13 protein-coding genes are annotated in these 12,770 nt (G+C 68.8%); 5 read left to right on the top strand and 8 right to left on the bottom strand.

Annotated elements, in window-relative coordinates; translation table 11 throughout:
- Nucleotides 1-196: 196 nt before the first annotated feature.
- Genes ACV7NO_RS10160 through ACV7NO_RS10145 form a run of 4 tightly spaced genes read right to left on the bottom strand, consistent with a single transcriptional unit; the run spans nucleotide 197 to nucleotide 4,995 of the window.
- Nucleotides 197-901 (bottom strand): enoyl-CoA hydratase/isomerase family protein, encoded by a 705-nt coding sequence (locus tag ACV7NO_RS10160; protein WP_463405884.1) that lies wholly within the window; start codon nucleotides 899-901, stop codon nucleotides 197-199.
- On the bottom strand, nucleotides 898-1,743 hold the full coding sequence (locus tag ACV7NO_RS10155) for a 4-(cytidine 5'-diphospho)-2-C-methyl-D-erythritol kinase (RefSeq protein WP_463405883.1): 846 nt from the start codon (nucleotides 1,741-1,743) through the stop codon (nucleotides 898-900). Before ACV7NO_RS10155 ends, ACV7NO_RS10160 begins: the two co-directional genes overlap by 4 nt.
- Complete coding sequence (locus tag ACV7NO_RS10150) at nucleotides 1,740-3,290, bottom strand: tetratricopeptide repeat protein (protein ID WP_463405882.1); 1,551 nt, start codon at nucleotides 3,288-3,290, stop codon at nucleotides 1,740-1,742. The genes ACV7NO_RS10155 and ACV7NO_RS10150 overlap by 4 nt, the downstream gene beginning before the upstream one ends.
- A gap of 43 nt (nucleotides 3,291-3,333) precedes the next feature.
- Complete coding sequence (locus ACV7NO_RS10145) at nucleotides 3,334-4,995, bottom strand: electron transfer flavoprotein-ubiquinone oxidoreductase (protein ID WP_463405881.1); 1,662 nt, start codon at nucleotides 4,993-4,995, stop codon at nucleotides 3,334-3,336.
- Nucleotides 4,996-5,138: 143 nt separating this feature from the next.
- On the opposite strand from ACV7NO_RS10145, the gene ACV7NO_RS10140 reads away from it, so the two are divergent.
- The 5 genes from ACV7NO_RS10140 to ACV7NO_RS10120 all read left to right on the top strand — a co-directional run bounded on the left by ACV7NO_RS10140 (nucleotide 5,139) and on the right by ACV7NO_RS10120 (nucleotide 9,691).
- Nucleotides 5,139-5,858: a uracil-DNA glycosylase gene (locus ACV7NO_RS10140; RefSeq protein ID WP_463405880.1), complete on the top strand. Its 720-nt coding sequence runs from the start codon at nucleotides 5,139-5,141 to the stop codon at nucleotides 5,856-5,858.
- Nucleotides 5,858-7,651: a lytic transglycosylase domain-containing protein gene (locus ACV7NO_RS10135; protein ID WP_463405879.1), complete on the top strand. Its 1,794-nt coding sequence runs from the start codon at nucleotides 5,858-5,860 to the stop codon at nucleotides 7,649-7,651. Before ACV7NO_RS10140 ends, ACV7NO_RS10135 begins: the two co-directional genes overlap by 1 nt.
- Nucleotides 7,641-8,168, top strand: a complete 528-nt coding sequence (gene moaB / locus ACV7NO_RS10130) for a molybdenum cofactor biosynthesis protein B (protein WP_463405878.1) — start codon at nucleotides 7,641-7,643, stop codon at nucleotides 8,166-8,168. Before ACV7NO_RS10135 ends, moaB begins: the two co-directional genes overlap by 11 nt.
- A 150-nt stretch (nucleotides 8,169-8,318) precedes the next feature.
- On the top strand, nucleotides 8,319-9,395 hold the full coding sequence (locus ACV7NO_RS10125) for a PA0069 family radical SAM protein (protein WP_463405877.1): 1,077 nt from the start codon (nucleotides 8,319-8,321) through the stop codon (nucleotides 9,393-9,395).
- A gap of 95 nt (nucleotides 9,396-9,490) precedes the next feature.
- Nucleotides 9,491-9,691 carry a hypothetical protein gene (locus ACV7NO_RS10120; protein ID WP_463405876.1) on the top strand — a complete coding sequence of 67 codons (201 nt, stop codon included), beginning with the start codon at nucleotides 9,491-9,493 and terminating at the stop codon, nucleotides 9,689-9,691.
- Nucleotides 9,692-9,753: 62 nt separating this feature from the next.
- On the opposite strand, the gene rutA is transcribed toward ACV7NO_RS10120, so the two are convergent.
- From rutA to rutB, 4 genes are read right to left on the bottom strand one after another with little or no spacing between them, the layout of a single operon-like run.
- A complete protein-coding gene (rutA, locus tag ACV7NO_RS10115; protein ID WP_463405875.1) occupies nucleotides 9,754-10,827 on the bottom strand; it encodes a pyrimidine utilization protein A in 1,074 nt (357 codons plus the stop codon).
- 4 nt (nucleotides 10,828-10,831) lie between these two features.
- Nucleotides 10,832-11,617 (bottom strand): pyrimidine utilization protein D, encoded by a 786-nt coding sequence (gene rutD, locus ACV7NO_RS10110; RefSeq protein ID WP_463405874.1) that lies wholly within the window; start codon nucleotides 11,615-11,617, stop codon nucleotides 10,832-10,834.
- Nucleotides 11,617-12,000 (bottom strand): pyrimidine utilization protein C, encoded by a 384-nt coding sequence (gene rutC, locus ACV7NO_RS10105; RefSeq protein WP_463405873.1) that lies wholly within the window; start codon nucleotides 11,998-12,000, stop codon nucleotides 11,617-11,619. Before rutC ends, rutD begins: the two co-directional genes overlap by 1 nt.
- Entirely contained in the window at nucleotides 12,000-12,725 is a 726-nt protein-coding gene (gene rutB / locus ACV7NO_RS10100) for a pyrimidine utilization protein B (protein WP_463405872.1), read from the bottom strand. The genes rutC and rutB overlap by 1 nt, the downstream gene beginning before the upstream one ends.
- Nucleotides 12,726-12,770 lie beyond the last annotated feature (45 nt).

Genomic DNA, 12,770 nt, shown 5'->3' with positions numbered 1-12,770 from the left:
CCCCCAAAGGGGGAGAGGGAAGGGGCCCGCGGGCAAAGCCGGTGGGAAGGGTGAGGGCCCCCGCCCCGCCACAAAGAATGCCCTCTGACAGATTTCACGCGGAGGCGTGGAGAAGAGAGACAAGGATCGCGCATCCATCTGCCCTTCTTCTCCGCGCCTCCGCGCCTCCGCGCCTCCGCGTGAACGATAAACCGCCCTACCCCCGATACCGCGCCACCGACGCCGCGAACCGCGCCCCGGAGAACCCGGCATCGAACGCCGCCGCATGAGCAGGGTCGCCCGGATCGGCGAGTACGGCCTTCAACGCCCGCAACGCCCCCGGATCATTCGCCGCGATCTCCGCCACCGCCGAGTCCGCGTCCTCGACCACGCGCTCGACGAGCCCGATCCGTAGCGCCTCCGCCGCATCGATCGTTTCCGCCCCGAACAGCAGCCGCGCCGCCTGACCCTGCCCCACCCGCCCGACAAGCCGTGCGACATCCTCCGCCGGATAGCCGATCCCCAGCCGCGCGGGCGGCACCCCGAACCGCGCCGCCGGAGTCGCGACGCGCAGGTCCGCCGCCAGCGCCAGCGCGACCCCCGCGCCGAAGCACCCCCCCTCGATCATCGCCACGCTCGGCATCGGCAGCCCCGCCAGCGCCTCGATCGCGCCGCGCATCGCCGCACGAAACACCGGCCGCGCCTCCGGCCGGTCGATCAGCCGCGCCAGTTCCGCAAAATCCGCGCCCGCGCAGAACACCCCCGCCACCGCCGATCGCACGACCACCAACGTCGCCTCCGTCGGCACCGCCGCGATCGCGTCGGCAAGCATCGCCCAGCCCTCGTTCGCCAGCGCATTCCGCGCCGCCCCACGATCCAGCGCGATCGTCGCGACACCGTCCGCGAACGACATGCGGATCATGCGACCACCGTCGCCAGCCGCCACCACGCGGGATACGCCACCGCCACCGCGCGCTCCGCCGCGTCGCGCGCCGCGACCGTGTCGAACAGCGCGAAGCAGGTCGCCCCCGATCCCGACATCCGCGCCAGCATCACCCCCGGCTGCGTCGCCAGCAGCGCGATCGCATCGTCGATCGCGGGCGCGATCGCCCGCGCCGGTGCCTCCAGATCGTTGCGCCCCGCCAAAGCGCGCGCCAGCGTCCCGCCACCGCCGACCGGTCCAAGGTCGATCCCGTCCCAACCCGCGAACACCGCGGCGGTCGACACCGCCACCCGCGGATTGACGAGCAGCGCCGGCCGGTCTCCCAGCGGCGCGACCGGGGTCAGCGCATCGCCCTTCCCCGTCCCGATCGCGGTCACCCCCAGCAGGCACGCGGGCACGTCCGCCCCCAGCCCCGCCGCGATCGCGAACAGCGCCGGATCGGCGATCGCGACCCCGTGGATCCGCGCCAGCGCCCGCAGCGTCGCCGCTGCATCCGCCGATCCGCCGCCGATCCCCGACGCGATCGGTAACCGCTTGTCGAGCACGATCGCATGCGCAGACTTGGGCGCGAACACCGCCAGGAACGCCCGCGCGGCACGCATCACCAGATTGTCCTCGCCAGCGCCAAGCCCCATCCCGAACGGTCCTTCGATCGTCAGCACCGTCTCGTCCGCCGTCGCTACGCGTACGACGTCGCCCTCCCGACAGAAGGCGAAGATCGTTTCCAGTTCATGATACCCGTCCGCCCGACGAGACCGGACATGAAGCGCGAGATTCAGCTTCGCCGGCGCGACCTCGACGACACCCACGCCATCGCTCATGGCCGGGCGAGGATCCCGGTGCGCGCCTTCGCCGACAACCGCGCCACCTCGCCGGCCTCCGCGACCACCGCCGCGGCGGCCCAGGCATAGCGCGCCTCATACCGCCGCCCGACCGCCCAATAGGCGTCGCCCAGATGCTCGGAGATCGTCGCATTCTCGGGCGAATCCATAGCCGCGCGCTCCAGCAGCGGGATCGCGCGCCGCGTTTCGCCATTCAGGTGATACGCCCAGCCGAGCGAGTCCGCGATCGCGCCGTCGTCGGGTTTCAGCCGGTTCGCCTTGACGAGCAGCGCCTGCGCAGCAGCGATATTCTCACCGCGCTCCAGCGTGGCATAGCCCAGATAGTTGAGCGCCAGCGGCTCGTCAGGGCCGAACTCGACCGCCTTCTCCAGCGCGGCCCGCGCCTGCGGCCACCGCTTCGCCTGGTCGAGCGCGCCGCCATATTGCAGCCACGCCGCCCAGTCGTCGCGCCCCCCGCGCTCCAGCACCCGGTCATAGGCGCTCGCCGCCTCGTCATAGCGGCCCGCCGCCGACAACAGGTCGCCCAGCCGCTGGATATCCGCGACCCGCGCATCGTCGCCCTTCGCCAGCGCGCGCGCCGCGACCAGCGCGGCCTTGTCCTCGCCCGCGCCCGCCAGGATCTGCACCCGCCCGGTCCGCGCGGTGGCGGCATAGAGGCTGTCCGCCGGGATCGACTCGACCAGCGCCAGCGCGCGATCGGGCGAGTTCGCCGAGGACAGCGCGTTGGCGAGCAGCAATTTGGCACGGTCGTTCCCCGGCTCCGCACGCAACGCCGCGCGCGTCAGCGTGATCGACAGCGATCCCGGCTGGTTCGCCAGTTCCGCCGCCACCCGCGTGAAGATCCGCGACACCCCGAACGCCAGCGTCGGCGCAACACCCGCGCCGCTACCCGCATCGAGCCGAGCCCGGAACGCCGCCAGCGCAGGTTGCTCGCCCGACGTCAGCGTGCGCGCAACGTCCGCATGGCCGCCCGCCACCAGCAACTCAGCGGCGGCGATCCGAAGGTCCAGATTGCCCGCGTCCGCCGCCAGCAGCGTGCGCAGCGCGGCACTTCCGTCGTCGACGCGTCCCGTCGCGATCAGCAACAGCGCGCGCGTCTCATCCGCGAACCGCCGCGCCACCGCATCCTTCGGTGCCGGCTTCAGCGCCGCCAGCGCATCGCTCCCCGAAGCGAACGCCACCCAGGCCGAGAGCGCGGGCTTGAGCAGAGCGAGCGGCCCCGCCCCGATCCCGGCGACCGCACGCTTCGCGCCTGCGATATCGCCAGAGCCCGCCGCCCGCGCGACCAGCACCAGCGCAGCGTCGGCAGGCAACGCATCCGTTCTAGCCAGCACCGCCAACGCACGGTCGACCAGCGCGTCGTCGCCGGCCTGCAACCCCTGCCGATACGCCCGCGCCGCGACAAGCGCGTTGTCCGGCGCTGCCGCCAGCGCCGCCTCGTAGCCGCGCGCCGCCTGCACTGCGCGCCCGTCGCCATCCGCCGCGCGCGCCTTCATGTACGCCGCAAGGTCGCCGGGCGTGGCCACCGCGGGGACCGCGGCGAGACTCGCCGCGGCGAACACAAGAACCTTACATATTGGGATAGTTCGGGCCTCCGCCGCCTTCGGGGACCACCCAGTTGATGTTCTGGGTCGGGTCCTTGATGTCGCACGTCTTGCAGTGGACGCAGTTCTGCGCGTTGATGACGAACTTGGGGTTGCCCGTCTCCTCGCCCACGATCTCGTACACGCCCGCGGGACAGTAACGCTGCGCGGGCTCGTCGTACATCGGCAGGTCGTACTCGACCGGGACATCGGGGTCCTTGAGCGTCAGGTGGACCGGCTGGTCCTCCTCGTGGTTGGTGTTCGACAGGAACACCGAGGAGAGACGGTCGAACGTCAGCACGCCGTCGGGCTTGGGATAGGCGGGCGCCTTGACGAGATCCTTCCGCCACAACGTTTCGTGATCGGGATGATGCTTCAGCGTGAACGGCATCTTCAGGCCGAAATGCTCGAGCCACATCGTCACACCGGCCAGCCCGGATCCGACGAGATCGCCGAACTTCTTGACGAGCGGCACGACATTGCGGACGACCGAAAGCTCCTTGTGCACCCAAGACGCCTCGAACGCCGCCGGATACGCCGCCAGTTCGTCATGCTGGCGCTGCGACAGGATCGCCTCGACCGCGGCTTCGGCAGCCATCATGCCGGACTTCATCGCGGTGTGCGTGCCCTTGATCCGCGGCACGTTCAGGAACCCGGCGCTGTCGCCGATCAGCGCGCCGCCCGGGAACACCAGCTTCGGGATCGACTGTAACCCGCCATCGCTGATCGCGCGCGCGCCGTAGCTGACGCGCTTGGCGCCCTTCAGGATCGCCGCGATCTCGGGATGAGTCTTCCAGCGCTGCATCTCCTGGAACGGCGAGATGTACGGATTGGTGTAGTTCAGCCAGGTCACGAACCCCAGCGACACCTGCCCATTCGCCTGATGGTACAGCCAGCCGCCGCCGTTCGTCCCCTCGGTTTCGCTCGCAGGCCAGCCCTGCGTGTGGATCACGCGTCCGGGGACGTGCAGCTCGGGATCGATGTCCCACAATTCCTTGACGCCAAGGCCATAGACCTGCGGCGAGCTGTCCTTCGCCAGCCCGAACTGCCGGATGAGTTCCTTCGACAGATGCCCGCGACACCCTTCTGAAAAGAAGGTGTATTTCGCATGCAGCTCGAGGCCCGGCTGCCAGTCGCCCTTGCGCGTACCGTCGCGCGCCACGCCCATGTCGCCGGTCGCGACGCCCTTCACCGATCCGTCCTCGTTGAACAGGATCTCCGCCGCCGCAAAGCCCGGGAAGATCTCGACCCCCAGTTCCTCGGCCTTGCCCGCCAGCCAGCGGCACAGATTGCCGAGCGACCCCGTATAGGTGCCCTTGTTGTGCATGAACGGCGGGGTCAGCAGATGCGGCATGTCGATCTTGCCGCCCTTCGTCAGAACCCAGTGGAGATTCTCGGTGACCGGCATCTCCGCCAGCGGACAGCCATCGTCGCGCCATGTCGGCAGCAGCTCGTCGAGGCTTTTCGGATCGATCACCGCGCCGGACAGGATGTGCGCGCCGATCTCGGAGCCCTTCTCGAGCACGCACACCGCGATCTCGGCGTCCTTCTCGGCCGCCAGCTGTTTCAGCCGGATCGCCGCCGACAGACCCGAAGGTCCGCCGCCCACGATCACCACGTCGTACGGCATAGATTCGCGTTCGCTCATCACCATCTCCCGGCCCGACCCCACATCGCCTGATCCTGGGTCGGGTGTCGCCTGCGTCCGGGCGCGCGCCCGCAACGTCCTGTCCGCCAAAGCCAGTCTAGGGAATTGACGCCTTCGTCAAGGCAGTAGCCTATGCTGGACATATGGGGGCTGACCAGAATCTCGATTGGACGAAAGCCGCGGAAGCCACACTCGACTGGTGGCGGGAGGCCGGCGTCGACATGCTCGTCGACGAGGCGCCGCGCGACTGGCTCGCCCCGCCCGCGCCGATCGTCCGTGCGGACGTCGCAGCCGTCCCGGTCCCCGCGCCGCATGTCCTGCCCGATACGCTCGCCGCCTTCCTCGCGTGGCGCACCGGCCCCGACGCGCCCGAGGCCGCATGGTCCGGCCCGACGATCGCCGCCAGCGGTCCCGCCGGCGCCGCGATCATGATCCTGGTCGACGCCCCGGAGCGCGACGACGACGAGACGCTGATGGAAGGCGCGACCGGCCGGTTGTTCGATCGCATGCTCGCCGCGATCGGGCTGTCGCGCACCGACATCCACCTCGCAGCCCTGTGCACGCGCCGCCCGATCGCGGGGCGGATGCCACGCGATGTCGAGACGCGGCTGGGCGAGATCGCGATGCATCATATCGCGCTGGTGGCCCCGAAACGCCTGCTTTTGCTGGGCAATGCGGCGAGCCGTGCGATCCTGTCGACGGATGTTCGCGAAGCCGCGGGCAATTTACGCACACTTAACCATAAGGGCGGAACAGTGACCGAGGTGATCGCGAGCTACCATCCACGCTTCCTGCTGGAAAAGCCCGCGTGCAAGGCCGAGGCCTGGAGGGACTTGCGAATGTTGATTGGGGGACTTTCGTGATGCGCGCGATCTTCATGGCGGCGACCGCCGCGGCGCTGGTGCCTTTGCCCGCATTCGCCGATACCGCGCCGACCGCTGCGGTCCAACCCGCCGGCATCCCTTCGCAGCTCACCCCCGAACAGCGCGCCGCCTACCGCACCGTCTTCGCCGCGATCCGCGATCAGCGCTGGAGCGAGGCGCAGATGCAGCTCGACGCGATGCAGCCCGGCCCGCTCCACGCCTTCGCCCGCGCCGAGATCTACACTGCGAAGGGCTCGCCCCGCGCCGAGCTGGATCCGCTCGTCAAGCTCGTCACCGAGGCCCCCGAACTCCCGCAGGGTGAAGCGCTCGCCCGCCTCGCCCGCGCGCGCGGCGCGACCGACCTGCCCCCGCTTCCCGTCGCACAGCGGCTGATCTGGCAGGACGGCGCCCCCCGCCGCATCCGTGCCAAGAGCGTGAAGAGCGACCAGATCGCCGCCGATCTCGCCACGCGCATGCAGCCCTTCGTCAAGGAAGATCGCGGCGCCGACGCGCAGGCGCTGCTCGACGCCACCTCGGGCCTGACCCCCGAGGCGCAGACCGAGTGGCAGCAGCGGATCGCGTGGATGTATTTCCTCGCCGGCGACGACCAGAACGCGCAGGCGATGGCCAACAGGGCCGCCGATGGCGCGGGTGACTGGGCCGTGCAGGGCCGCTGGGTCTCCGCGCTGTCGTCATGGCGTCAGAACGACTGCGCCGCCGCCGCCACCGCGTTCGAGGGCGTCGCCTCGCGCGCCGCCGATACCGATCTGCGCGCCGCCGGTCTTTATTGGGCGTCGCGCGCCGACATGGTCTGCGGCCGTCCCGACCGGATCGAGGCACGGCTCAAGACCGCGGCGCAATTCGGCGAGACCTTCTACGGCCAGCTCTCGCGCCAGTCGCTCGGGCTGCGTGACAAGGGCAATGGCGCGCAACGCGTCACCGCCGACTGGGCCGCGCTCCAGAAGCGCCCGAATGTCCGCGTCGCCGCCGCGCTCGTCGAGATCGGTGAAAACGAACTCGCCGACGACGTCGTCCGCCAGCAGGCACGGATCGGCGCACCGACCGAGTTTGCCAGCCTCACTCGCCTGACGGAGACGATGAACCTGCCCGCCAGCGTCGTCTGGCTCGCGCACAATTGCCCGCAGGGCGTCACCGCGACCGCCGAGGCGCGCTACCCGACCCCGAACTGGACGCCCGACAGCGGCTGGCGCGTCGACAAGTCGCTCGTCTACGCGCACGCACTCCAGGAATCGGGCTTCCGCAACAAGGTCGTCAGCCCGGCGGGCGCGTACGGCCTCATGCAGATCATGCCCGCCGCCGCGACCGATTTCGCGCGCGAGCGCGGCGTGTCGATCGACAAGTCCGCGCTCACCCGGCCGTCGACCAACATCGATATCGGCCAGCGCCATCTGGAGCGGCTGCGCGACATGGGGTTGACCGGCGGGCTCCTGCCCAAGGTCATCGCCGCCTACAATGCCGGGCCGAAGCCGGTGCAGGACTGGAACGGCCAGGTCCGCGACAATGGCGATCCGCTGCTCTATATCGAGAGCATCCCGTACTGGGAGACGCGCGGCTACGTCACCACGGTCCTGCGCAACTACTGGATGTACGAAGGCCAGGCCGGCAAGCCGAAGTCGAGCAGCCGCCAGGCCCTCGCACAGGGCCTTTGGCCGCGATTCCCCGGCATGCCGGGCGCCAGCGCGGTGCGCATCGCGGGCCGCCCGACCGGCAACGCCATCGCGGTGAACGCCAGCGTCGGCGCCGCCGGAACGACGGTCGCACATGCCAATTGACGAGGGCGCGACCTTCATCCCCGTTCGCATCGCCGTCCTCACCGTCTCCGACACCCGCGGCCCCGCCGACGACCGTTCGGGCGACACCCTCGTCGCCCGCCTGACCGAGGCAGGCCACATCCTCGCCGATCGCGCGATCGAGCGCGACGACGCCGACGCCATCGTCGCGCGTCTCACCGCGTGGATCGCCGACCCCGACATCGACGTCGTCGTCACCACCGGCGGCACCGGCGTCACCGGCCGCGACGTCACGCCCGAGGCGATCGAGCGCGTCGCGGACAAGATGATCCCCGGCTTCGGCGAACTCTTCCGCTGGCTCAGCTTCCAGACGATCGGCACCTCCACCGTCCAGTCGCGCGCCTGCGCCTGCGTCACCCGCGGCACCTACCTCTTCGCGCTCCCGGGCTCGACCGGCGCGGTGAAGGACGGATGGGACGGCATCCTGCGCGACCAGCTCGACAGTCGCCACAAGCCCTGCAACTTCGTCGAACTGATGCCCCGCCTGAAGGAGCGGTGACCGTCGCCCCACCAACACCGTCATCCCGGACTTGGTCCGCGATCCCGCGTCCTCTCGGGCATCCGCGAGAGGCAAATATGGGTTCCGGAGTTCGAAAGCGAGCATCTGAACGTTCTTGATACGTTCCAACTCTCGGCCTATTCCCGCCTAATGCCCCGCCCAGCCCCCCGCGCCATCCGAGGCGCAACCCTCAACACCGAAAGCCGCCGCTTCAACCTCCCGGGGATCGAGGCTGACGGCGACTGGCTCGACGCCCGCGAAACGATCGACGGCGCGCCGCCCCCGCTGCGCACCTCGGTCACGATCGAACACCCCCGCACGATCATCAGCCGCAACGCCTCCCCCGACATTCCGTTCGATCGCTCGATCAACCCCTATCGGGGCTGCGAGCATGGTTGCATCTACTGTTTCGCCCGCCCGACCCACGCCTTCCACGACCTGTCCCCCGGCCTCGATTTCGAGACGAAGCTGTTCGCCAAGCGCGATGCCGCCGCGCTGCTCCGCGCCGAACTCGCGAAGCCCGGCTATCGGGTCGCGCCGATCGCGCTCGGCACCAACACCGATCCCTACCAGCCGATCGAGCGCGACTGGCACATCACCCGCGGCATCATCGAGGTCCTGGCCGAAACGAACCATCCGCTTACGATCACCACCAAGTCGGACCGCGTCGTCCGCGACATCGATCTTCTCGCCCCCATGGCGGCGAAGGGCCTGGCCAGCGTCGCGCTGTCGATCACCTCGCTCGACCCGCGGATCGCGATGACGATCGAACCCCGCGCGCCGCATCCCGAGCGCCGCCTCGCCGCGGTCCGCAAGCTCACCGATGCGGGCATCCCGACCTACGTCTCGATCGCCCCCGTCATCCCCGCGATTACCGATCACGAGATCGAACACATCCTCGCCCGCGCCGCGCAGGCCGGCGCGCGGTTCACGTTCTTCATTCCCGTCCGCCTTCCGCACGAGGTCGCCCCGCTCTTTCGCGCCTGGCTCGACACGCACTTTCCCGATCGCGCCGCCAAGGTGATGGCGATGATCCACGATCTGCGCGGAGGCCGCGACAACGATCCCGCCTTCTTCACGCGGATGAAGGGCAGCGGCCCCTGGGCGGACCTGCTCCGCACCCGCTTCCACCTTGCCTGCCGCAAGCACGATCTGAACCGCGAACGCGTCGCGCTGCGCCGTGACCTGTTCCGTGCCCCCGCCGGCGCGCAGGGCGAACTCTTCTGAAATCGCGCTGATCGAGATCAACGGATGGATCGCAATGCCACCCGCGCCAGTTGATGCCCTACCCCGATCACGGGGGCGACCGCAGGAGAAGACCGATGGGTGATGAAACCAATCCGGCAGATACCGGGCGCCAGGACCAGCAGCGGGACCAGAGCGTCGACCGCCAGCAGAACCAGCAGAACCGCCAGCAGGGCGAGGACGGTTCGGGTGCGGGCTACGGTAACAATGCCGAGAGCGACGGTCTAGATGAAGCCGGCGACACCGGCCCGTCGGATCGCAGTCCCGACGAGCGCTGACGCTTCGCCTCTTTCGAGCCATCACTACGGAGCAGCGGGGGCCAACGGCTCCCGTTTCTTCGTCAGCCCTTCACGACGCCCGCGCGGCTCGTCATCAGCGGCTGGATTCGCGTCCCGAAATCCTCGACCCCCTGCAGGAAGTCGTCGAACGTCAGCAGCACTCCGCCGGTATTGGGCACCGCCGCCATTTCGTCGAGCATCCGCGCGACGCTTTCGTAGCTGCCGACCAGCGTCCCCATGTTGATGTTCACCGCCCCCTCCGGCGCGGCAAGCTGGCGGACATTGGTGTCCTTGTTGTGCTTGTCTGCGGCGCCCTGCTCGGCCAGCCACGCGATCGCATCGAGATCGACCCCGTCGTTATACGCCTTCCACTTCGCGTACGCCTCGTCGTCCGTCTCCGCGGCGATCACCATCACCAGCACGAACACCGATACGTCGCGTCCGGTCTTCGCGGTCGCCACCGCCAGCCGCTCGTTGTTGGCCGCGAACGCGGTCGGCGTGTTGACGCCCTTGCCGAGGCAGAACGCATAGTCCGCCCACTTCGCGGAGAAGGCGAGCCCCTCGTCCGACGACCCCGCGCAGATGATCTTCATGTCGCCGGCCGGCTGCGGACGGACGCGGCAGTCGTCCATCTGGTAATACTCGCCCTTGAAGTCGCTGACGCCCTCCGCCCACAGTTCGCGCAGGATGTGCGCATATTCGTCCAGCATCTTGTAACGATTACGGAAATGCTCGTCGCCGGGCCACATCCCCATCTGGCTGTATTCCGGGCGTTGCCATCCGGTGATGAGGTTCAGCCCGAACCGCCCGTGGCTGATCGAGTCGATCGTATTGCACATCCGCGCCGCGAAGGCGGGCGGGATCACCAGCGTCGGGCAGGTGGCGTAGATCTTGATCCGCTCCGTCACCGCCGCCAGCCCCGCCATCAGCGTGAAGCTCTCCAGCCCGTACTCCCAGAACTCGGTCTTTCCGCCGAACCCGCGCAGCTTTATCATCGACAGCAGGAAGTCGAGCCCGTGCTCCTCCGCCTTCAGCGCGATCGCCTTGTTCATGTCGAACGACGGCTTGTACTGCGGTGCGGCCTCGGAGATCAGCCAGCCATTGTTGTTGATGGGCACGAAGACGCCGACCTGCATGAGATTAGCTCCCTAGAAATTCGATAACCGTTCGGTTGAACGTATCGGGATCGGTGACATTGCAAGCATGGCCGCCCCACGACGCGACGCTTGCAAGTATCTTGGGATTGGCTGCAGCGAGCGCCTCCGTGCACGTCCAAGGAACGAGCATGTCGTCACTCGATGCGATCGCGAGGATCGGAGCGGTCAGGGAACCGATCCAGCGAGACGCGTCGAATGCCGCCAACGCGGCAATGCGCTTTTCCGTCGCTTCGGTGCCCGGAAATGCGTCGAGTTGGTGGACGAGTTCGGCGTCCAGCATGTCGGTCTCCGTCGAGATCCACTCCGCTGGGTACAGGAAGATCGGCTGAGCGCGCAGGAACGCCTCCACCCCGGCATGGCGCAGCAGGTTGAGGCGCGCCTCGAAACAGCGCAGGAAATGCGGATCCGCTCTGATCCAGCCGTTCACTGTGACGAGTTTGCCCAGACGCTGATCGGCCATGCGCGCGAGCGCCAGCCCCGCAACCCCGCCCGCCGCATGTCCGACGACGCTCGCGCGCTCGATGCCGAGTGCATCCATCAGCGCGATCATGTCCGCCGCCAGATCGTCGACCATCACCACGTCTGGCAGCGCCCGGTCGCTCCGCCCCGTCCCGCGATGATCGTACAGGATCACCCTGAACCGCTCCGCCAGCGCCGCGAGGTTCGGCTGCCAGTACCCCGCCAAACCGCCCAGTCCGCTCGACAGGATCACCGGCGGCGCGTCGGCGGGCCCATGGATTTCGTAATACAGCCCGGCCGCGTGCGGCATCAGGCCAGATGCGCCACGGACGCGATCTCGACCAGGCAGTCGGGCTTCACCAGGTCCGCCTTGATGCAATAGCGCGCGGGCTTCGCGCCCGGAAAATACTCCGCATAGACAGCGTTGAACGCAGCGTAGTCGCCAAGATCCTTGAGGAAGATGTGGTTCATCGCCACGTCCGCGAGCGTCGCCCCCGCCGCCTCGAGCGTCACCGTGATGACGTCGAGCACATGCCGCGTCTGCGCCGCCGCATCGCCGACATGCAGCACCGCGCCGCCCTCGCCCAGCGCCAGCACGCCGGAGACATAGACGGTGTTCCCCGCCTTCGCCCCCGCCGAATACGGCGCGATCGGGGTCGGGAACTGCGGCGGGTTGATCGCTTCGAACGGCATCACTGGTCCTCGAACTGCCCGAAGGCGCGGGCGAAATCGGCGGTGGTGGATACCCAGCCGAAGAATTTCTCGATATTGTAGACGCTTGCCGCCTGCATTTCGGACGGACCCAGATGATGCGTCGCATCTTCCAGCATCACCCCGAAATATTCGAGGTGAAAGCCGTCGCGCAGCGTGCTCTCGACGCACACGTTGGTCGCGATCCCGACGAACACGATCGTCTTGATCCCCCGCGCGCGCAGGACGCTGTCGAGCTGCGAATTGAAGAACGCCGAATAGCGCGTCTTGTGGAGAGAGATATCGCCCGGCTGCGGCGTGAGCGCCGCGACCAGTTCATAGTCCCACCCCCCGCGCGCCAGCAATTGCCCGGCGAGCTCGGGCCGCGCGCGCATCGTCTTGAGCGCGTTCGACTTGTGCCAGTTGGGCGAGCCCACCGCACCCGCCTCGACATAATCGGGATCCCAGCCATTCTGGAGGAACACCACCTGCACTCCTGCTGCGCGCGCGACCGCCAGCGTCTCCGCGATCTTCCCGATCGTCCCCGTCGCGCCCGCAATGTCGAACCCCGCCAGATCGACATACCCGCCCGGCGACGCATAGGCGTTCTGCATGTCGATCACGACCACCGCCGTCTCGCGCGGATCGAGTCGCAGCGCCTCGGGACGGGCGGCCAGCGTAACCGCGACGGCGTCGTCGCGCGCGATGGGGATAGTGGTCGTCGTCACCTGACGGAGATTGACGCGGCCAGCCGCCATGCGCAAGACCTGTCC

It is taken from the genome of Sphingomonas sp. Ell38C01, from assembly GCF_055231975.1.
The sequence above is the reverse complement of the archived record's forward strand: the minus strand, read 5'-3'. Positions and strand labels throughout refer to the sequence as shown.

Bases quoted from the DNA above. Each gene is read 5' to 3' on its own strand.
- ACV7NO_RS10160 (WP_463405884.1), bottom strand. From the start codon at position 901: ATGATCCGCATGTCGTTCGCGGACGGTGTCGCGACGATCGCGCTGGAT.
- ACV7NO_RS10155 (WP_463405883.1), bottom strand. From the start codon at position 1,743: ATGAGCGATGGCGTGGGTGTCGTCGAGGTCGCGCCGGCGAAGCTGAAT.
- ACV7NO_RS10145 (WP_463405881.1), bottom strand. From the start codon at position 4,995: ATGAGCGAACGCGAATCTATGCCGTACGACGTGGTGATCGTGGGCGGC.
- ACV7NO_RS10140 (WP_463405880.1), top strand. From the start codon at position 5,139: ATGGGGGCTGACCAGAATCTCGATTGGACGAAAGCCGCGGAAGCCACA.
- ACV7NO_RS10135 (WP_463405879.1), top strand. From the start codon at position 5,858: ATGCGCGCGATCTTCATGGCGGCGACCGCCGCGGCGCTGGTGCCTTTG.
- moaB (WP_463405878.1), top strand. From the start codon at position 7,641: ATGCCAATTGACGAGGGCGCGACCTTCATCCCCGTTCGCATCGCCGTC.
- ACV7NO_RS10125 (WP_463405877.1), top strand. From the start codon at position 8,319: ATGCCCCGCCCAGCCCCCCGCGCCATCCGAGGCGCAACCCTCAACACC.
- ACV7NO_RS10120 (WP_463405876.1), top strand. From the start codon at position 9,491: ATGGGTGATGAAACCAATCCGGCAGATACCGGGCGCCAGGACCAGCAG.
- rutA (WP_463405875.1), bottom strand. From the start codon at position 10,827: ATGCAGGTCGGCGTCTTCGTGCCCATCAACAACAATGGCTGGCTGATC.
- rutD (WP_463405874.1), bottom strand. From the start codon at position 11,617: ATGCCGCACGCGGCCGGGCTGTATTACGAAATCCATGGGCCCGCCGAC.
- rutC (WP_463405873.1), bottom strand. From the start codon at position 12,000: ATGCCGTTCGAAGCGATCAACCCGCCGCAGTTCCCGACCCCGATCGCG.